At 67.1% G+C, this 17,835-nt stretch carries 20 protein-coding genes and 2 pseudogenes; 9 read left to right on the top strand and 13 right to left on the bottom strand.

Annotation, left to right across the window (positions count from 1 at the left end):
* Positions 1 to 127: 127 nt before the first annotated feature.
* From AB0H37_RS43075 to AB0H37_RS43060, 4 genes are all read left to right on the top strand, one after another.
* A complete protein-coding gene (locus tag AB0H37_RS43075) occupies positions 128 to 337 on the top strand; it encodes a hypothetical protein (protein ID WP_353832711.1) in 210 nt (69 codons plus the stop codon).
* Between the two features lie 450 nt (positions 338 to 787).
* Positions 788 to 1,468 (top strand): Crp/Fnr family transcriptional regulator, encoded by a 681-nt coding sequence (locus tag AB0H37_RS43070; RefSeq protein WP_179835703.1) that lies wholly within the window; start codon positions 788 to 790, stop codon positions 1,466 to 1,468.
* A 253-nt stretch (positions 1,469 to 1,721) separates the two neighbouring features.
* Positions 1,722 to 2,435 carry a hypothetical protein gene (locus AB0H37_RS43065; RefSeq protein ID WP_360618445.1) on the top strand — a complete coding sequence of 238 codons (714 nt, stop codon included), beginning with the start codon at positions 1,722 to 1,724 and terminating at the stop codon, positions 2,433 to 2,435.
* A gap of 91 nt (positions 2,436 to 2,526) precedes the next feature.
* Positions 2,527 to 2,802, top strand: coding sequence for a hypothetical protein (locus tag AB0H37_RS43060; protein WP_179835701.1), 276 nt, complete (start codon positions 2,527 to 2,529; stop codon positions 2,800 to 2,802).
* 195 nt (positions 2,803 to 2,997) lie between these two features.
* On the opposite strand, the gene AB0H37_RS43055 is transcribed toward AB0H37_RS43060, so the two are convergent.
* Positions 2,998 to 4,164 carry a glycosyltransferase family 4 protein gene (locus AB0H37_RS43055; RefSeq protein WP_360618443.1) on the bottom strand — a complete coding sequence of 389 codons (1,167 nt, stop codon included), beginning with the start codon at positions 4,162 to 4,164 and terminating at the stop codon, positions 2,998 to 3,000.
* A gap of 578 nt (positions 4,165 to 4,742) precedes the next feature.
* Between AB0H37_RS43055 and AB0H37_RS43050 the strand changes: the two genes are divergently transcribed.
* Positions 4,743 to 5,036 carry a hypothetical protein gene (locus tag AB0H37_RS43050; protein ID WP_360618441.1) on the top strand — a complete coding sequence of 98 codons (294 nt, stop codon included), beginning with the start codon at positions 4,743 to 4,745 and terminating at the stop codon, positions 5,034 to 5,036.
* On the opposite strand, the gene AB0H37_RS43045 is transcribed toward AB0H37_RS43050, so the two are convergent.
* The 6 genes from AB0H37_RS43045 to AB0H37_RS43020 form a co-directional block, all read right to left on the bottom strand.
* Entirely contained in the window at positions 5,029 to 5,394 is a 366-nt protein-coding gene (locus AB0H37_RS43045) for a hypothetical protein (RefSeq protein WP_360618440.1), read from the bottom strand. The genes AB0H37_RS43050 and AB0H37_RS43045 overlap by 8 nt on opposite strands.
* A gap of 512 nt (positions 5,395 to 5,906) precedes the next feature.
* Entirely contained in the window at positions 5,907 to 6,485 is a 579-nt protein-coding gene (locus tag AB0H37_RS43040) for an SDR family oxidoreductase (RefSeq protein ID WP_360618439.1), read from the bottom strand.
* 353 nt (positions 6,486 to 6,838) lie between these two features.
* Positions 6,839 to 7,372 carry a dihydrofolate reductase family protein gene (locus tag AB0H37_RS43035; protein WP_329089274.1) on the bottom strand — a complete coding sequence of 178 codons (534 nt, stop codon included), beginning with the start codon at positions 7,370 to 7,372 and terminating at the stop codon, positions 6,839 to 6,841.
* Between the two features lie 70 nt (positions 7,373 to 7,442).
* On the bottom strand, positions 7,443 to 8,954 hold the full coding sequence (locus AB0H37_RS43030) for an MFS transporter (protein WP_360618438.1): 1,512 nt from the start codon (positions 8,952 to 8,954) through the stop codon (positions 7,443 to 7,445).
* Positions 8,955 to 9,115: 161 nt separating this feature from the next.
* Entirely contained in the window at positions 9,116 to 10,384 is a 1,269-nt protein-coding gene (locus AB0H37_RS43025) for a sigma-70 family RNA polymerase sigma factor (protein ID WP_360618437.1), read from the bottom strand.
* Positions 10,385 to 10,389: 5 nt separating this feature from the next.
* Positions 10,390 to 10,767 (bottom strand): YciI family protein, encoded by a 378-nt coding sequence (locus AB0H37_RS43020; RefSeq protein ID WP_329089280.1) that lies wholly within the window; start codon positions 10,765 to 10,767, stop codon positions 10,390 to 10,392.
* 266 nt (positions 10,768 to 11,033) lie between these two features.
* Here AB0H37_RS43020 and AB0H37_RS43015 point away from each other — a divergent pair.
* Together AB0H37_RS43015 and AB0H37_RS43010 are read left to right on the top strand one after the other, a co-directional pair.
* A pseudogene (locus tag AB0H37_RS43015) lies at positions 11,034 to 11,988 on the top strand (transposase); the annotation flags it as partial.
* A gap of 98 nt (positions 11,989 to 12,086) precedes the next feature.
* On the top strand, positions 12,087 to 12,428 hold the full coding sequence (locus AB0H37_RS43010) for a carboxymuconolactone decarboxylase family protein (RefSeq protein ID WP_360618434.1): 342 nt from the start codon (positions 12,087 to 12,089) through the stop codon (positions 12,426 to 12,428).
* 50 nt (positions 12,429 to 12,478) lie between these two features.
* Here the strand turns inward: AB0H37_RS43010 and AB0H37_RS43005 are convergent.
* A pseudogene (locus AB0H37_RS43005) lies at positions 12,479 to 12,535 on the bottom strand (hypothetical protein); the annotation flags it as partial.
* A 634-nt stretch (positions 12,536 to 13,169) separates the two neighbouring features.
* Here AB0H37_RS43005 and AB0H37_RS43000 point away from each other — a divergent pair.
* On the top strand, positions 13,170 to 14,060 hold the full coding sequence (locus AB0H37_RS43000; RefSeq protein WP_329089284.1) for a sigma-70 family RNA polymerase sigma factor: 891 nt from the start codon (positions 13,170 to 13,172) through the stop codon (positions 14,058 to 14,060).
* 119 nt (positions 14,061 to 14,179) lie between these two features.
* Here the strand turns inward: AB0H37_RS43000 and AB0H37_RS42995 are convergent, their stop codons facing one another.
* The 3 genes from AB0H37_RS42995 to AB0H37_RS42985 all read right to left on the bottom strand — a co-directional run bounded on the left by AB0H37_RS42995 (position 14,180) and on the right by AB0H37_RS42985 (position 15,995).
* Complete coding sequence (locus tag AB0H37_RS42995; protein ID WP_329089285.1) at positions 14,180 to 14,320, bottom strand: hypothetical protein; 141 nt, start codon at positions 14,318 to 14,320, stop codon at positions 14,180 to 14,182.
* A 301-nt stretch (positions 14,321 to 14,621) separates the two neighbouring features.
* Complete coding sequence (locus tag AB0H37_RS42990) at positions 14,622 to 15,080, bottom strand: carboxymuconolactone decarboxylase family protein (protein WP_360618458.1); 459 nt, start codon at positions 15,078 to 15,080, stop codon at positions 14,622 to 14,624.
* A 552-nt stretch (positions 15,081 to 15,632) separates the two neighbouring features.
* Positions 15,633 to 15,995, bottom strand: a complete 363-nt coding sequence (locus AB0H37_RS42985) for a hypothetical protein (protein WP_360618432.1) — start codon at positions 15,993 to 15,995, stop codon at positions 15,633 to 15,635.
* 274 nt (positions 15,996 to 16,269) lie between these two features.
* Here AB0H37_RS42985 and AB0H37_RS42980 point away from each other — a divergent pair, with 274 nt between their 5' ends.
* Positions 16,270 to 16,716, top strand: coding sequence for a MarR family transcriptional regulator (locus AB0H37_RS42980; RefSeq protein ID WP_360618430.1), 447 nt, complete (start codon positions 16,270 to 16,272; stop codon positions 16,714 to 16,716).
* 746 nt (positions 16,717 to 17,462) lie between these two features.
* Here the strand turns inward: AB0H37_RS42980 and AB0H37_RS42975 are convergent.
* Both AB0H37_RS42975 and AB0H37_RS42970 read right to left on the bottom strand, forming a co-directional pair.
* Entirely contained in the window at positions 17,463 to 17,624 is a 162-nt protein-coding gene (locus AB0H37_RS42975) for a hypothetical protein (protein ID WP_360618429.1), read from the bottom strand.
* Positions 17,625 to 17,755: 131 nt separating this feature from the next.
* The coding region (locus AB0H37_RS42970) for a zinc finger domain-containing protein (RefSeq protein WP_360617731.1) at positions 17,756 to 17,835 on the bottom strand (80 nt) is incomplete at its 5' end.

The raw sequence follows: 17,835 nt of genomic DNA, 5'->3' as shown, positions 1-17,835 counted from the left end.
GAATGCCCCGTACCGGCGCGCCGACGGCCAGCCGGGCAACCCCTCCGATAGAAGGCCGGCCTCGGAAGTTCCTCCGCGGCCGGGTCCTCCTCGCCCGCAGCCGAGCGCCTACCGGCAGCCGGGGTCGATGGCTCACCCGAAGACGACCTACATGGGGTTCTACTTCTGGTGGTGGCTGGGTGTGACCGCGCTCTTCCTGCTGGGAAGCTTCGGGGTCTTCGCCGGCGGAGCCGTCGGCGCAGGGTTCATCGGACTCCTCTGCACGGGGCTCTCCGCCCTGTACGTCCGCTACCTCTTCCGAGGCGGCCGTTTCCGAATGATCTTCATCATCTTCTGACCGCGGGCGCCGGCCGAAGGCACACCCGGACCAGCTCTCGCCCGGTGCCGGAGGATTTTCAGCGCATTCCAGCTCTTTCCAGCATCGGATCTGTGCCCACCCGTTCCGTGATGTCGTAATGCAGCGGAAGCCTTCGCCCTGCCGGGCGGGACATTCCAGGGGACACGCGCAGTGAGCGACCCATAGACAAGGCGGCTCTCATTCGTGTCCAGGGCATCCAGAACGGCAGGGCAGGGAAGGCTGGAATCGGCCACAAGATTCCCGGAGAGATCGCTACCACTTTCTCTCCGTGGGATCACCGACCTGGTCGAAACAGGTCACCAATGTCATGTCCGGCTTCGACTCACGGAACACGAAGTGCGTATCGAAGAGAGCTTGAAAGCACGCAATGGCGAATCGTCGCTCGTCCTTCCTGCGCGGCGGCCTGCGAGGACTGCTCCGGGCGGCCCGATGCGGCGCGCGCCTCTGCCGGAGAGGGGGCAGGGGGACGATTTCTGGAGCCAGTTACGTGCCGAGTGGCGCAATGCCCTGGCTGGGACGGGACGGATACGGGCCTGCCGGGCGGGCGCCGAACTCTGCGTCCAGGATCGCCGTAGCGATGCCGTCCTCATCCTCAGGTCGGTGCACGCGCGTGTCGTGCACCGGACCGGTGAGGGCGAGGTCTGGCTCGCGCATCGCGGGCCCGGCGACATCGTCGGCGAGATGTCACTGGTGGACGGCGGGCCCCACTCGGCGACGGTCGTCACCGTGGACGCGGGCAACGTCCTCGCGATCTCCCACGAGGCATTCGACCGGGTCGTGCGGCGGTACGACGGGCTGAACCGGGTGCTGCTGCGCGTGGCCGTCCAACGGCTCCGGGACGCCGACCTGCAGCGCGGCATCGGTGAGGAGGCGCCGCTCACGCGACTCGCCCGGCTGCTCGACCAGGACCGGCGGAGCGACGCGGCCGAACCCTCCCTGCCGCGCCTCCAGCGCGAGATCGCCGACCTCCTCGGGATGTCGCGCGCCTCGCTGGTACGCGCGCTGCACTCGCTGCGTCGGGACGGGATCATCAAGACGGGCCGGGGCCGCATCACCGTCCTCGATCCGGCCGCGCTGGGCCTGCTGGCATCGAAGAGCGACCGGCGATGACCGCGGCGAACGGCGGATGGATCGCCTGCGCCATACCGGGCGGTAGATTCCGCGCTTGCCATCGCCGCCCCGGGGCGGTGGGCGAGGCCCGCCGGATACCGGCTCTCACCACTCTGACCTGCAAGGCCATGGCAGGCACGGTCAGGTGCCGCTGGGAGCGCGGCGCCACCGGCCCCACCACCGCGCGGCAGCCGCGTTGACCCGTCCCGCTCCGCTCCCCAGGGTTGGGCCGTCCGTTCAAGGGGGAATCGTCATGGAACACACCAGACCGCCGGACTTCGAGGAGTCCCGCTCGGGAGTATCGCTCACCGCGGGCCGGAACGCTCACGTGCGGAACAGCCGTATCGCGGGCCGCGACCTGTTCTCGGTGGCGGGGAACAGCGTCGGTATCAACGGGACGAGCCTGATCAACAGTTCCCTCGTCATCCGTAACGGATCGCGTTCGTTCGCCTTGCCGATGTTCGCCGTCGCGGGCATCGGGGCTGTGCTCCTGCTCGTTCTCGGCTTCGGCCTGTACGGCACCGTCGCCGCCGGCTCAGGGATCGACACGCGCGTGGTGTTCACCGAGGGCGCGTCGGGCGCGCGCAAGACCCTTGAGTCGCTGAAGAAGGCCGAAAGGTCCGGGAACGCGAAGGCTTGGTGCGAACTGGCTCAGCCGGGCCAGGAGAACTGCACGCAGAAGATCTCTGCGGCGTTCGAGCGGGCTCCGGAGTCGTATCGCAAGGAGATCGACAAGGTGGACGCCGGCAGTGTCTCGGTCAGCGGCAGCACCGCCACCGCGATGATGCGCTTCCGTGGCGAGCAGCAGGGCACCGCGCACCTGGAGCGGTCACGGAACCGGTGGCAGCTGAATCCCGGCGAGTACGCAGTCCTTCTCTGGGCGGGCGGTCTCTACCTGTCCATCGTGGACGCCGCGCACGACAACGGCCCGTTCGATCACCTTCTCCCGGGCTTCGGCGGGAACTGAGCGGCTCTCCCGCGGAGCGCCTCACCTCTGTGTCGATGACCCCCATGTGACGCACGCCCCCCGCCGCATCCACCGAAGAAGGGCAGGCTTCATGACCTGGTCCAAGTACGAGATCTTCTCGATCCTTTCCGGATTCGTCCTGATCGGCGCCGCGTTGATGCCGGGGATGTCCGTGAAGGACCGCATGCGAATAGGCGCCGGCGGCGTGCTGTTCGCCGGATACGGCTTCTTCGTCGCCGCCCAGACGAGCGGCACCTGGGAGTTCCCGTGGATGATCTTCGTCATCCCGTTCATCGGGCTCGGCTACGCGGGCGTCAAGGCGTACGAGTGGTGGACGAAGGAGACGCGGGAAGAGAGCCGCCGCTGATCGGGAGGTGTCCCGGAGCCTGCACGGCCACCCCAGGTCGTGCGGGCTCCGGTCGAGCCGGTCTACGACCGCCGCACCTTCGCCTGTCCGGATCGGGCGTTCCCCCGCCGGGGCGAGGCGGGCAATCCCTTCGAGGAGATGCGGGATCCCGCGGCGGCCGAGCTCCGGCGCGGCTCCCGGCCGACTGCTGACCGGTCACAGTGCCGAGAGGATCCGCTCGACGGCGTCCGCCCAGGTCCAGCGGGCGGCGAGGTGCCGCCGGAGGGCGGTGGCCCTCGCGAACGCCGCCGGACGGTCGCGCAGCTCCGCGGCGATGCGGTGACCCCACACGGCGGCGTCCTTGGGCGTGTCGCGGACCGGCACCACGATGCTCCTGCTCTCGCGGGGTGCCAGCTCCGTCAGGAGCATGCCCAAGCCGCTGTGCTCGCTGACGAGAGCAGGGGTCCCCATGGTGATCGCCTCATGACCGACCAGCCCGTACCCTTCGACGAGCGACGGCATGAGCAGCAGGCTCGCCCGGCGCAGGTCCCGCCGGACCGCGTCAATGTCTGGATCGAAAGCCTGGACCATCACGCGCGCCGTACGGTGGCCGATCCAGCCGACGACCTTCTTGCGCGTCTCGGCCTCGGTCTCGGCAGGGGTTCCGCGCACGAGAAGCTCCCAGTCGTCGGCGTCCGGAGCGTATCGGCGGGCGTGCCCGACCGCCCTGGCGGCGAGCTCGACGCCCTTGAGCCGGGCGTCGCCCATCCGTCCCATGATCATGATCAGCGGTCGCCGTTCGCCTTTCGGCACCGCACGTTCGTCCGGGCCGACCTGGTCGAAGCCCGGGTCGAGCGGGACGACCGGGGTGATGCCGTCGTCCAGGTCGCGCACGATCCATTCGTACAGGCGCGGTCCGACCGGAACCGCCGCGGCCGCGCCGGCGGCGAGTCCGAGTTCGATGGCCGCCCGCTCCGTGGCCCTGGTGCCCGCCTCGCTGTCACCGTCGAGTTTGTGCCACTCGATCTCCTCAGGAGACATATGGACGAGATGGAGGCGCGGGGTGCCTCCGAAGAGGTCCTCGGCGAGCGCCTTCGCAACTGGCCCGGTCACCCGGCCGTGGCCCACGACCAGGTCGGGCTCGACGCCGTCCGGTAGCACCGGCCTGCGGACCAGCGCCTCGCGCTCGGTCATGCCAGGCGCCCGCAGCGCGATGATCGGACGCACCCCGGCGTCCTCCATATCGCGTCGTTCGTCGTCGGTCAGGCCAGGGACCAGGCAGAGCACGTCGACACCCGCGCTGGCCAGGGCCCGGCAGAGGTAGCGGTTCAGGGCGCTGAGGCCACCGCGTGCAGGGAACCATTCGTCGGCGACGACCAGCACGGTGCGGACACGGCGGTCCGGCGTCCGAACAGGCTTCGGGAGGGCCGGGTGCGGTGAAGCGGGCGCCGGAGAACCGGATACCTGGGAATCGGGCGCCGGGGAGCCGCCGTATACGAGGTTCCAGCCATCCTCGATCCGTCCGGTGTTCGCGTCCTTCATTAGCTCCCCCGTTCTGTGCGCGTGTGCGAAGCGCCATCATCACCGGGCGGCACCTGCGTTCCCACCCGGGCGAGGAGCGCGCACACCGTGTCCGAGCAGGTGCCCGGCTGCGGACCTGCGCGTTGTCGGCCTCGACCGTGCCCGCGCGATTCCTCCTCAGGTTCCGGCTGTGGCTCAGATGAGGCACAGGGCGGTTGATTCCGTTCGACCGATGCACCCCGATCCCGCCTGCGACCTGCGAAGGTCCGGAGAGGCGGGTCGGGGCGCCGGAGGGGCCGTTGCGGCTTCCGTCCGCGTTGTCCAAAGTCGTGCTTCTCCGGTGGGGAAATGGGGGCACACATGGACGACGACGCGCGGCACGTCCCGCCGCATATCAAGTCGGGACAGGACCAGGGTGCGCCGACACGGGACCGACCGACGTGGACGACCTGTGCTCGGCCTACAAGCGCTTCCGGTCGGAATACACGCGGCCGCATCCGTTCTCGAACAAGGGCGTGTTCGACCGTCCGGCCGACGATGTCGATGGTGAAGTCGTGGCGGCGCGCAGCAACCCGTCCGGGCTGAAGCAGAACACCTGCGTGCGGGTGTGGCTCTTGATGTGGTCGGGGAAGGTCACTTTCAGCCGCCGCCATGTTTCACCGTCGGTCTCAATCGGGGCGATCTCCTCGCAGACGAACCCCGGCCAAGTGAACCGGAACGGCGCATTCAGGTAAGTCCACAGTGCTCCCCGGTGAAGTAGGCGAGATGCAGGTCGTCCCACGGCGTCTCGAATTGGTGGCCGTCGAACGACCTTTCCGGGGCGTCGCGTGCCTCGACCACCGTGCCGATCGGTCGTTGCAGGACGACCCGGTCGGGTTCGAAGACCGACCTTCGGTCCTGGCCGCCGAAGTCCATGGTCAGCCGTTCCCGCGTGGTGTCCACCTCGAAGCGGACGTTCGTCAGCGCGTCGCCTTGCCCCTTGATCTGCCAGAAGGCCCCGGTGATGGCGGCGGCGAAAGCGATCGTATGGATCCGGTTCCACCGGTCCACGCCACCGTGCGCGGCGACGGCGCTCGCGAGTAGATCGTTCATTGTCCTTGCTCCTTTGTAGGCGAGTCGGGTCAGTCGACGATGATTCCGCCGGGTCAGGTTGGCGACGGTGCCGGTCATTGCGGATGCCCGGTCGGAGGCGAGGAATACCGCCGCTTCGGTGAGTTCGATCCGCGTGGGTCGGGCGCTTGCGGTGGCTCATACCACTCGCTAGCGCAGTGAACTGCTCCTTGGTGATCCCCAGCGCGTTGGTGTGAAGCCCGTACACGACTTCGATGACCGGTGTCTCCACCATGCCCGTGGTGCGTAGGCAGATCACGCGAACATCGTGCGATTTTTCGTCCCCGGCGTCCACCACGGCGGTCTCGACCGCTCCACCCGCGGCGGAGATCTCCTTCGCGATTGTGTCGATGACGTCGAATATTCGCGCGGTCAGGAAAACCCTGGCCCCTTCGTCAGCGAAACTGCGGGCCACTGCACTACCGACCGCGCCGCCCGTGCCGTATACGACGACATTCTTGTTTCCAGCAACATGACCTTCTCTTTCTGGTTGTTCACGAGATCGCGTGAAGTCCGTGGCCGGTGAGCTGGTACTCCCGGTGCTCGTCCTGGTTGTCGGTGTCCTGGCACAGCCGCGCGATCTCGGCGCCGACGATGGCCGGCGTGAGCAGCGGTTGCAGTGCCGCTGCGAATGTGTCGGTGTCGACGCCCTGCCGCTGGGCGTACGCTGCGACCGCGGCGGCGCCGAGTTCGGTGGCAGGCGTCAGTTGCGGCAGCACGGTGGCGAAGCCGATGCCGAGTTGGGCGCGGCGGGATTCATCGGCGGCGTATCCGGCGAGAAATCGGATCATCGCCTTTGCGCCCGAGTATCCGCCGCTGAGCGGTGAGCCGCGCAGGGCAGCCCCGCTGGATACCGCCACCACCAGGCTGCCTGGCGTCAGCGGGTGCCGCAGTGCCGCGCGGATCCAATGGAAAGCGTGTTGGGTGTCGACCTGCCGGTTGCGGCTGAACGATTCCCAGACCTGTTCGTGTAGCGGGCCGATGGCGGATGGCGCGCCCGCGTTGAGCACGAGCATCGTCGGTTGGTGTTGCTCGATCAGGATGCGAGCGGTCTCCTGGCGCGATGAGTTCATACCTATATAGCGGCGATTTCACTGCGAAAGTAATCGGAGTCTGGCGCGGCATTTGGGGAGCAGGGCTCCGGCGTTGTGGTGTGAAGGTTTCGGGTGGCGCGGCGTGGGGTGATGAGACAGGCACGATCTCCAAGATGATTTGGGTATCGAAGCCCGTGATCTTCCTTAAGAATCGTGCCTGCCGTGCCACCATTCGCTGATTTCCCTGCCCTGGCCGACCGGCCGCGCTGCCGAATACCGATTGTGATCGTCTAGCGGAGAGCTCCCGTTGTGTGGGCTTACTCAGGTGGGTACACGACCCCTCGCGACCTCAAAGGGTGATACTTCGCTGGATCCCGGGCTGCTGTGTGAGGTCAGCGCGCCACGTAGGTGAGGATGACCGACCCGTTCTGCAGTCGTTTCTCGTCGGTGAGCCTGAGGTCCAGTCCTGCGGTGTCCACGTGTTCGAAAAGCCGTTGCCCTGAGCCGGCCACGACGGGCATGTACCAGAAGCGGAACTCGTCGATCAGGTGGTGTTGGATGAGTGTGGCGTCGAAGCGAGTGGTGCCGTACTTGATGAGGTCCTTGCCTGGCTGGTCCTTCAAGTTCGCGATCGCGCTGGATGGGTCGGGACCCAGCAGGGTGGCGTTCCATGTCGTCTCGGTCAATGACCGTGACGCGACGTGCTTGGGCATGGCGTTGATGCGGTCGATGTAGGGGTTGCCGGTGACGTGGCCCCAGTTGGCGTAGAAGGTCTCGTAGGTCTTCCGGCCCATGACGAACGCGTCGTAGTTGTCGAGTTGTTCGAGCGAGTACGCCGAGGATTCGGCGTCGAAGAAGGCCCAGCGTTCAGGGGCTTCGATGACGCCGTCCAGCGTGACGAGCGTCGATTCGATGAGTTTGCGCATGGTAGTTCTCCTTTGCTGTGAGTGGACTCTGAGGGAATGAGGCGTGCAGCGGCCTTGATGGCCGCGATGGTCAGTCGGCCGGGGCTGGTTCTGGGAGTTGGCTTTGCTGGGCTGTGGTGGTGTGGGTTGTTGTGGACTGGGTGATGTCGGTGCGCCGGATGAGGAGGAAGGCGATGGGGACGGCGGCCAGGGCGATGAGTCCACAAACCCAGAGGGCGGTGTGAAGTCCGCCGGTGAGCGCGTCGGTGATGGCGTGGCCTTGGGTCTGGAGGTCGCGGGTGCGTGTGGCCGTGACGGTGGAGGCGATGGCGATCCCGATCGCGCCGCCGAGTTGTTGGGAGGAGTCGATGAGGCCGGAGGCGACTCCTGCGTCCCGTTCGGTGACGCCGACCAGGGCCCCGATCGATACCGGGATGAAGATCCAGGTGACGGTGCCGGTGAGGAAGAAGGGGCCGGCCAGGTCCGCCCAGAAGCTGGCGTGGGCGGGCGCCTGGGCCGCCCATAGGATCCCGGCGCCGGTCAGGGTCAGCCCGGCCGCCATCACCACTCTGATGGAGGTGCGGGTGACGAGCATCTGCGCCGGCCCTGCGAGGACTACGCCGGTCAGGCCGACGGCGAGCCAGGCGAGGCCGGTGTTCATCGCGGAATAGCCGAGCACCTGCTGCATGTAGAGGGTGCCGATGAAGATGTAGCCGTAGAAGCTGGCGCCGAGCAGGAACCCGACGGCGTTCGAGCCAGCCAGGGTCTTGAGCCGGAACAGTCGCAGCGGCAGCAGCGGCGCCTGGGCGCGGGCCTCGATGGCCACGAATACGGCCAGCAGAACCGCGGCCAACGCGAACAGGGCCAGGGTCCGGGCGGCTGTCCACCCGACGCTCGGCGCCTGCGAGATCGCGTACACCACGATCACCAGGGCGCCGGTCACGGTGATGGCGCCTAGCGGGTCGTAGTGGCGGCGTGCGCCCTCGAACCTGCTTTCCGGCACTACACGCCGGGTCAGCAGTAGCGCGGCCCCGCCGACGACCACGTTCAGGTAGAAGATGTAGGGCCAACCGGCGTAGCGGGTGAGGGCGCCGCCGGCCAGCACGCCGACGGTCGCGCCGCTGGCGCCGATGGCGCCCCACAGGCCGAGTGCCTTGTTACGTTCGGCGCCCTCGGTGAACATGTTCATCACGATCGACAGCGCAGCGGGCAGGACCATGGCGGCGCCCAGGCCTTGGACACCCCGCATGATGATCAGGAAGATGCCGCTGGTGGCCAGCGCGCAGGCCAGCGAGGCGGCGGTCAACAGCGCCAGCCCGGCTGTGAACACGCGCCTGCGCCCGAGCAGGTCGGCGGCGCGACCACCGAGCAGCAGGAACCCGCCGAAGGTGAGGGCGTAGGCGGTCACCACCCACTGCAGGTCCGCCTGGGCGAAGTGCAGCTTGCGGCTGATGGTCGGCAGCGCGACGTTGACGATCAGCATGTCGACCGCCGTCATGAAGTACGCCACGGCGAGCAGCGAGAACGCCCGCCACCGGTGCACCTGGCCCGATGGCGCGGCCTTGCCGCCGCCGTGGGCGTTCCTGGCGTCTACCGCGGTCACGGCTGCCGCCGCTGGCTCGGGTGCTCAGCACGCCGTCGCCGGTGAAGGTCCTTCATGCGGTGTGTTGACGACTGTGGCATCGGTCTCTCCTGGTCTGATCGAGTGATCTCAGGAGGACGACGAACGGCGGGCAGGTAAACCGGACACGCCTCTAGGGGTTTTTAGGAGGTCTTGAGACTCTCGATCCGCCGCTCGAAGGCCGCACGCTCGGCGGTGCTGCGGGCCAGCGCGATCGCGTGCTCGTAGTACTCCCGTGCGGCGGCGTGGCGGTCGGCCCGCCGTTCAAGGTCGGCTCGGGCCGCCCAGTAGAACGGGTATCGAGACAGCTTCGGCTCTTGCGCCAGGGCGGTCAGCTCGCGGCGACCCTCGTCGACGCCGTCCCGTTCGGCCACGGCCAGCGCACGGTTGAGCGTCACGATGGGGTTCGGGGACTGTTCGGCGAGGATCCGGTAGAAGCCGATGATCCTGTCCCAGTCCGTCTCTTGGACCGAAGGCGCGATCGCGTGCTCGCAGGCGATGCCGGCCTCCAGGTGCCAGCGGGACAGGAGGTCCCCGGTGGCGGCGTGGGCAAGATGGATCAGACCGCGCTCGATATGCGCCCGATCCCAGCGGCTCCGGTCCTGGTCCTCCAAGGGGACGAACACACCGTGCTCGTCCCTCCGTGTCGACAGCCGGGCAGCGTCGAAGCAGAACAAAGCGGCCAGAGCATGCACGTCCGGATGCGCAGTCGCCTTGGCGTCCAGCAGCAACTCGGCGAGACGCAGAGCGCCCTCGCACATGAAAGGACGCACCGGGTCCTGCGGGTTGCTGCCGTGATAGCCCTCGTTGAACAGCAGATACAGCGCTCGCAGGACCGAGCCCCGCCGGATGTGGAGGTCAGGAAGGTCGTCCACGTCGGGCAACCGGCCCAGCTCACGCAGGCGTCCGCGACCGCGGTGCAAGCGCCGGTCGATGGTCTGGGTGTCCACCAGGAATGCTTGACCGATCTCCTTGGGAGACAGACCACACAGCCACCGCAGGATCAGGGTGATGTGCGTCTCGCGGCTCAGGCCTGGGTCGCAGACAGCGAACATCATCGCCAACTGGCTGGTCCCCTCGGCAGCCGGAGCCAGGGCCGCCTCGATGGTGTCGGTCAGCGCGGTCCTCGTTGCCAGTTCGGGCAGGAAAGAGCGGCGGCGCTGTTCCCGGCGGATGATGTCGATCGCCCGGTTGTGAGCTGCCCGGATGATCCATGCCTTCGGGTCCTGCGGCAGCCCGAAACGCCACGCCTGCATGGCACTCACCAGCGCGTCATGGACGACATCCTCGGCAAGCGGGATGTTCGATGGGCCCAGGACCCGGATCAACGCGCTGACCAGGTGCGCATACTCCCTGCGGAACAGGTCTTCCACCAGCTCCGCAGATGAGAGCGGCTCGCGCCCTTCGTTCACCAGCCTCAGATCCGAAAATCCTGGACAGGCCGCACTTCGACGGAGCCGCCGAACTCGTACGTCGGGCAGCCGCGTGCGACCTCGATGGCGTCTTCCAGAGAGGCCGCCTCGAAGATCATGCTGCCGGTCACCAGATCCTTCGACTCGGCATACGGTCCGTCGGTGACCAGATCGCGACCGCGAACCGTGGCCCCCGGACCATCGAGCGCGGTTCCGGTGTTACGCCTGCCCTGCCCGGCCAACTCCTCCGACCAGCGATACCACTTCTCCAGGTGAGCCTGAAGTTCGGACGGCGACAGGTCAGGCCGCGAAACAGCACCCCCACGAAAGATCAACATGAAAGTGCTCCGCGGGACGTGGCCCTCGCCATCAGGTTCCGACATCACGGCCTCCCTGTATCCGCGCCGCCAGGCCTGCTTGGACCCAGCGACCACATGGGCCTGGGCGCAACCCCACACCAATGGCAAGAAGCCCAGCTCGCAAGCATAACGACAGCTCGGTGGTCTCCTCGTCGGTGGACGGTCCCGGGGGGTGGGTTCGGTTGCGTCCACTGAGGTGGTGTACGAGTTTCCGCAGGTGAAGAGCGTGGCGTCGTGACGTGAGACGGCCATCGCGTAGATCCATCGAGATGGATGATCAAGAAGAAGGAGACGACGCGATCCCCAAGCTTCGGTCGGGGGCCTACTTCCCCGAGTGGCTGCTGGAGCGGCGTCGCCGGGCCGAGCAGGCCCTGGTCAGGGTGGTCGCCACCTCCTATCTCCTGGGCGTGTCACGCGGCGGGTGGACAAGCTGGTGGAGCAGACGGGCACCAAGGGCATCTCCCAAAGCCAGGTCTCGGAGATGTCCAAGGTGCTGGACGCCCAGGTGGCCGTGTTCCGCAACCGCCCTTTGAAGGGCGGCCCGCACGCCCTGACCCAGAAGGTCCGTGAGGGCGGCCGGATCGTCAACGTCCACGTGCTGGTGGCCACCGGCGTCATCGCCGGCGGGCACCGCGAGATCCTCGGAATCGAGGTCACCTCGACCGAGGACGGCACCGGTTGGCTGGCGTTCCTTCGCGGACTGGTCGCCCGCGGCCTGACCGGCGTGCAACTGGTCATCTCCGATGCGCATCGCGTCCTGGTCGAGGCGATCGGCTCGACCCTGCCCGGGGCGGGCTGACAGCGGTGCCGCACGCACTACCTGCGCAATCTGCTCACCCGCGTGCCCAAGGCGGCGCGGCCGTGGGTGGCCACGTTGGTGCGCACCATCTTCGACCAGTCCGCTGCCGAAGAGGTCGCCGCTCGGCCCGCCCGCGTGGTCGCCTCGCTGGAGACCAAGCACCCGCAGACCGCCGAGCACTTGGACGCCGTCGCCGCACCGACGTGGTCGGGATCCTCCCCGACCGGGCCGCGATCGTCCGCATCGTCGGCGCCGTACTGATGGAGCAGACCGACGCATGGACCGAGGCCCGCCGTTACATAGGCCTGGAGTTCCTCGCCAGAGCCCGCCTACGCGCCATCGACGGAACCACACCCGACCCAAGATCGACAACCGAGAACTCGCCGCTTGACCTGCAGAAACAGGATCACGCGGAGGCCGACTCATACACCACTCCGCTGGCGTGACCGGTCGTCCTGGAAGAGACGATGCCGGGCTCCGTTACCTTTCGCTCCGGCATCCGTCATATCGGTGCGGGACGATCCGAACTGCCGAAAGAGAGCGGATGATGCAAGCACGTATGAAGAACCTGGCGATGGTGCTGCCTGACGCGATGGAGGGCGTCCAGAGCCTGTACAAGGCCATGCACAAGGGTGGAGTGCCACAGCAGACTTTGGAACTCATCCACCTCAGAGCGAGCCAGATCAACGGGTGCAGCGCCTGTGTGTACGCGGGAATCGCCAGTTCGAAGAAGGCCGGAGAGACCGACGAGCGCCTGTTCCAGCTGTCCGCGTGGCGCCCTTCTAACACCGACGCCGAGCGTGCGGCGCTGGAGCTGACCGATATCCCTCGGCGAACGGACGGCCGTCGATGCCGCCGCAGATCCTGGCCGCGGCGATCACCTTGAAGCGTCCTCTCCGACATCAGCGCGTGTTCGAACTCAGCGATGGCCTCGAGGATCTGGAAGAACACGCGGCCGATGGCCGTGGAGGTGTCGATGCCCTGGTCGGTCACCACCAAGTCCACACCGCGCTCAGGCAGTTCCTTCGACAGCAGCTGTGGTGCCGTATCGGCCCGGCCAGGTGGCCAAGTCCAGTACGCCCGGAGGCAGCACCGCGACGGTGTCCAGGACCCAGTACATCGTCGCACCGGTGCCTACCGACGCCAGCGTCTCGCGGTGGTCATCTGCTGGGCGTGCGAACGAACGGACCGAAAATCTCGGTTGGCGGGCTGGCCGCCCGTGCCCTGATGAGCGAGCGTTCGTTCGTGCGCTGTTTCAAGGGCGCCAGCTGGCGCTACCTGCGAAGGCAGCGTCTGGACCACACCGAGGAGCTGCTGGAGAGCACCGACCTGCCGATGGAAGCTCCCAAAATACGACCGCGTCCTCGTAGTCGATCCTGCGGGCAGTTCGCACGGCGACGGACCCCGCGCCTACCGGCGTCGCTCCCGCAGGTAGACGAGTCGTCTACCCGCCCTGCAGTGTGGTGAACCTCTCCGGGTGCCGACTGCGACCGGGGCCCGCCAGCCCATGCGCAGTCGTCGTGGCTCAATGTGATGGTCTCGCTTGCGCCTTCTCCAGCCGGGACTGTTACCTCGAGGAGGTCTGATCCGTCAGTGCTGTGAAACGAATGGTGACGGGACGGAATCGATGAACGAGCATAGATCGCTGACCGAACGATTCGAGGAGCACCGTCGGCATCTGCGGGGCGTCGCCTTCCGCATGCTCGGCTCTGTGCACGAGGCGGACGACGCCGTGCAGGAGACGTGGCTCCGGCTGAGCCGCATCGACACCAGTGAGGTGGAGAATCTCGGCGGGTGGTTGACGACGGTGACCGCACGGGTGTGCCTGGACATCCTGCGGTCCCGGGCCGCCCGGCGTGAGGAGCCGCTGGATTGGCACGTTCCCGACCCCGTCGTGAGCCCGGTCGAGGGCACCGATCCCGAGCAGGAAGCACTGCTGGCCGATTCGGTGGGCGTCGCGTTGTACGTCGTCCTCGAGAGGCTGGCCCCCGCTGAGCGGCTCGCGTTCGTCCTCCATGACATGTTCGCCGTCCCGTTCGATCAGATCGCAGGCATGCTAGATCGCTCGCCGAACGCCGCCAAACAGCTCGCCAGTCGTGCGCGCCGCCGGGTACAGGGAGCGGAGGCGGTCCCCGATGCCGACCTGGGCCGGCAGCACGCAGTGGTCGACGCGTTCTTCGCCGCGGCGCGAAGCGGTGACTTCGATGCGCTGGTCGCCGTTCTCGCCCCGAACATCACCATGCGGGCCGATGCGGGACCATTGGGCGAAGGTACAGTGTCCGTCATGGTCCGCGGCGCCGCCGAGGTCGCCGGGCGTGCACTGATGTTCGCACGGCCAGATGCGCATGTCCGCCGGGCCCTTGTGAACGGCGCCGCCGGGGTCGTCATCGTTGTCGATCATCGGCCCATATCGGTCATGGGCTTCACGGTCACCGACGGCAGGATCAGCGCGATCGACGGGCTGCTCGACACGGAACGTCTATCGCAGCTCGACCTGTCGACGTTCATGGTGGCGTGAGCCGTCCCGCGGTGCGTCACTCTCCCGCAGACATGCCGCGGTACCGGTTGTTATTGCATGGCCGCTGGATGCGGCCCACGCTGATGGTGCCGACCGGACGGAAACTCCGGTCGGCACCATCAGACGAGAACGTCCTTCTGCCGGCCGCGTGAGCGGCGCTCAGAAGAGGCGGTAGATCCCAGGATGGTCAGCCGGTCTGGGATCGGCGGCTCGACGATCCACTCCTTGAGGTTCTCCTGGAACTTCCGGAATTCCGCCACGCCGGCAGGGGATTGTCGAAGCCGTCATCGAGTGCGAGCAGAGCCACGAGCATCGGCGAGTTTGCAGGACGCGTAACGAACGCCTTCCGGCTTCGCCTGCTCGATCGCCGCGGACATCTTCACGACGGTGGCCCCGACCTTACCGACGCCTTCGGCGTTTGACCTCGGAACGGATCATCATCACGTTCACCACGTTTCCACTTTCGCTGTGAGGTTCGGATTTCGTGCCGAGATGTGGCGGACGTACGCCCGCGGTGCCTTCGTCGTCGATACGGTCGGCGGATTCGTGATCAGGTGACGGTCAGCCCCAGCTGGTTCCCGCGGGTTCCTGGATCGTCCTGTTGAGCCGGTTGAAGAAGTTGGTTGTGGCGATCATGAGGATGATGGCCGCGAGCTCCTGCTCGGTGTAGTGATCGGCGGCCGCCTGCCAGATCTCGTCCGGCACCGGGTCGGCGTGGTCGGCCAGCCGGGTCGCCGCCTCGGTCAGCTCCAGCGCCGCACGCTCGGCGTCGGTGTAGAAGGGCGCCTCGCGCCACGCGGACAGCTGGAACAGGCGCTCGTCGGTCTCTCCGGCCTTCTTCGAACTGGCGATTCCCGCGTTCACACAGGCGCTGCACCCGTTGATCTGGCTCGCCCTCAAGTGAACGAGTTCCAGTGTCTGCTGTGGCACTCCACCCTTGTGCATGGCCTTGTACAGGCTCTGGACGCCCTCCATCGCGTCAGGAAGGACCATCGCCGGGTTCTTCATACGTGCTTGCATCATCCGCCCTCTTTCGGTGATTCGGATTGTTCCGCCCTGATATGACGGATGGCGGATGCGGAAGGTAACAGCCTCTGGGGCCGTTCTCCCGCGACGCGACTCACCCGTCGCAGAACCCGCCGATCCGGCGTGCGGCGCGCCGGCTGCGCTCCAGGCGGAGTGCGGTGGCCGGTGCGCCGGCGGTACCGGCCTGCAGCTACTCCGTACTCGCGGCGGAACGCCTTGCCGAAGACGTACGAGACGAGTAGCTGCCCTGCCGGCGAGGGTGGCCAGCGGCGCGCCGGTGTCCAAAGAAGGCGCGCGGCGCCGGTCATCCGCGGCCACGTCAGGTATGTCAGCGGCGGCTTGCCCGACGAGGTCGGTGGACCGCTGCGCGAAGGAGGTGCGGGATATGGCCGAGCGGGCGGCCAGCCACGGCCGGTCGAGTTCGGCGGGGATGGTCTCGAGTAAGCCTTGACTGGCCATCAGCCAGAAACTCCACCGGCATGGACGATCACCTTAGAATCAGACCGTGGCGGGGGTCAGCGCGGCCTCCGTGCGGAGTGAACCCTTCTAGCAGTGGAAGCCAGGACGCGACTGGAATCTCTCCAGCTTGCCGGAGTACTCCCGTAGCTGCCAGTCGACCTGGATGTGGTCGAGTCGACAGTACGGGCGCTGCAGCCCCATCGCCTCACCCCACCGCATCCCGGTGAAAACGGTCAGGACGATCAAGATGAAGTCGTCCTCCCGCCCCGCGAGCAGACCGCATCGCTCCGCGAGGAGCAGCACCTGGAGCGGCGACGCCCACTTCTTCTCCAGGCCCCGAGCGCCGTGTGCCCTCCGGGCACGCTTACGTCCACGTCTCTTGCGCTTTTCAGCGACGTTGACCGGCAGCAGACCACGATCCTTGGCGTCACCCAGGATTGTGCCCAGCATGGAACGGGCGTCGGCGGCCGTCCGATGCGAGAACCCCTCGACTCCGGATTCGCTTCTTCCAGGCCACGATCTCCTTCGGACTGGTGAAGGTGTTCACCGGCCGGGAGCCGAACGCGGGCAGGATGTGCACGTCCGTCCCCCTACCACTCCACTGGAGTTGACCGCCATGAGATAATTTAGAGCTGATATGATATGAGATTCACTGGAGAGATGAGGTCGGCACGGCATGATGCGCACGGCCAGGGACGCCGAGGCTGCGCGGAGTCGTCGGCGGGTGACCGCGAGCATCAGGGAGTCACTGCGCGAGCTGAGTATCCAGCTGTCCTTGCTCAATCACCAGGTCAGCGCACACGTTGAACTCCGGGACATCGACCTGTACTGCCTCGATCTGATCAACAGGGAAGGGCCGCTCAGTCCGAGCGCCTTGGCCCGTCGAGCTGGCCTGCACCCCGCTACGATGACTGGTATCCTTGATCGGCTACAGCGAGGGGGCTGGGCCGTCCGCCAGCGGGATCCGGACGCCGTGGACCGCCGGGCAGTCGCCGTGAGCCCACTTCGAGAACGTGTCCCCGAGCTGTTCAAGCTGTATTCGGGGATGAGCACGCTCCTCGACGAGATCTGTGCCGACTACGGCGACGCCGAGTTGGCGGTGCTGGCCGACTTCCTCCGCCGTACTACAGAGGCCAGTCAAGAGGCGACCGACCGACTCGCCAACGGCTGACGCCCTCGCACGATGCGCTCCGACGAGACGCTGCAGACTGCCTTCGCGCTGCCAAGGCGGCGATCGTGATGCGTCGGATGCGACGATGTGGGCGAAACGGGAGGCGGGCCTTGCGAAGGCTCCGGGCCGCAGATCCTGTCTCGCTATCAAAGTGGTCCGCATCGTCAAGGCAATTTGGCCTCGGTATGCGGCGCCCGCGCGAAACCTGTCCCGTCCGGCACACACGTGCAGGACGGTGGGGAACTACCGCCGAGAATTATGACCGGTGGCGAGAGCGCTGGCCATCCTCCATGCGTGATGACGCCCCGGGGGAGCCAAGGTAGGGGGCCATGCGAGTGAATGATCTTGGGTCGGGGTGAGGGGCCACGGACGAGTGGCTGGCACGGCCTTGGCGTGCGACGGGACCGTTGATCGTTTGAGCCAGTCCGGTGGGACCTTCACCGTTGAGATCGCCCGCTGGGCCAGTTATGTCGCCATCGCCGTCACCGACGAAGGCGCACCGTCCGAACCCGCTGTCACCGACGCAGGCGACGACGCCGAGTCCGGGCGCGGATTGCGGACCGTCAGTGCGCGGACACGGCAGCGTTCGTGAGATGGAAGAGGAGGGCCGGCTGTCAGGCCCTCCCGGTGAGGGGTCCTGGCTCATACCAGGGCCCTTGTTGCGACAGGTGAGACGTCAGCTGTGGTTGACCGCTTTCGGAAGTCCAGAATGCTGGAAGCGGGCCCCGAGAGGCCCTCTCCGTCTCCTACTCGACCTCAGTCGCGTCGTCGATGAAAGGAGGCGTCTCCAGATCGCCCTCGATGAAGACCCGACGGGCGATGCGCACTTCGACCTTGGTGTTCGGCGGGACGCGGACGGTGATCGTCTTGCCCCAGGGGAGAAGGGCGTTCCACCAGCCGCAGGCCACGAGGATCAGCGCGTCATAGTCGTGACCGGGTTTTGAGCGAGGTCTCCGCGCGCGGACTCAGCGTGCAGGTTGGAGGCCATCGAGCGTGAGTACCTGGGGAGAGGATCGGGGCGAACGCCGATGCCGCCTTGCTATGCCCCATCCGGTTGGCATTGGGGGCACCAGACCGTTCGGCGGCCGGAGAGGCGGCGGCTTTTCAGAGGGGTGCCGC

This window comes from Actinomadura sp. NPDC023710, from assembly GCF_040639875.1.
GTDB classification, from domain to species: domain Bacteria; phylum Actinomycetota; class Actinomycetes; order Streptosporangiales; family Streptosporangiaceae; genus Spirillospora; species Spirillospora citrea.
The sequence above is the reverse complement of the archived record's forward strand: the minus strand, read 5'-3'. Positions and strand labels throughout refer to the sequence as shown.

Coding starts and splice junctions, on each gene's coding strand:
- AB0H37_RS43075 (WP_353832711.1), top strand. CDS start 128: ATGGCTCACCCGAAGACGACCTACATGGGGTTCTACTTCTGGTGGTGG.
- AB0H37_RS43070 (WP_179835703.1), top strand. CDS start 788: ATGCGGCGCGCGCCTCTGCCGGAGAGGGGGCAGGGGGACGATTTCTGG.
- AB0H37_RS43065 (WP_360618445.1), top strand. CDS start 1,722: ATGGAACACACCAGACCGCCGGACTTCGAGGAGTCCCGCTCGGGAGTA.
- AB0H37_RS43060 (WP_179835701.1), top strand. CDS start 2,527: ATGACCTGGTCCAAGTACGAGATCTTCTCGATCCTTTCCGGATTCGTC.
- AB0H37_RS43045 (WP_360618440.1), bottom strand. CDS start 5,394: ATGAACGATCTACTCGCGAGCGCCGTCGCCGCGCACGGTGGCGTGGAC.
- AB0H37_RS43040 (WP_360618439.1), bottom strand. CDS start 6,485: ATGAACTCATCGCGCCAGGAGACCGCTCGCATCCTGATCGAGCAACAC.
- AB0H37_RS43035 (WP_329089274.1), bottom strand. CDS start 7,372: ATGCGCAAACTCATCGAATCGACGCTCGTCACGCTGGACGGCGTCATC.
- AB0H37_RS43020 (WP_329089280.1), bottom strand. CDS start 10,767: ATGTCGGAACCTGATGGCGAGGGCCACGTCCCGCGGAGCACTTTCATG.
- AB0H37_RS43010 (WP_360618434.1), top strand. CDS start 12,087: ATGATGCAAGCACGTATGAAGAACCTGGCGATGGTGCTGCCTGACGCG.
- AB0H37_RS43000 (WP_329089284.1), top strand. CDS start 13,170: ATGAACGAGCATAGATCGCTGACCGAACGATTCGAGGAGCACCGTCGG.
- AB0H37_RS42990 (WP_360618458.1), bottom strand. CDS start 15,080: ATGCAAGCACGTATGAAGAACCCGGCGATGGTCCTTCCTGACGCGATG.
- AB0H37_RS42985 (WP_360618432.1), bottom strand. CDS start 15,995: ATGCTGGGCACAATCCTGGGTGACGCCAAGGATCGTGGTCTGCTGCCG.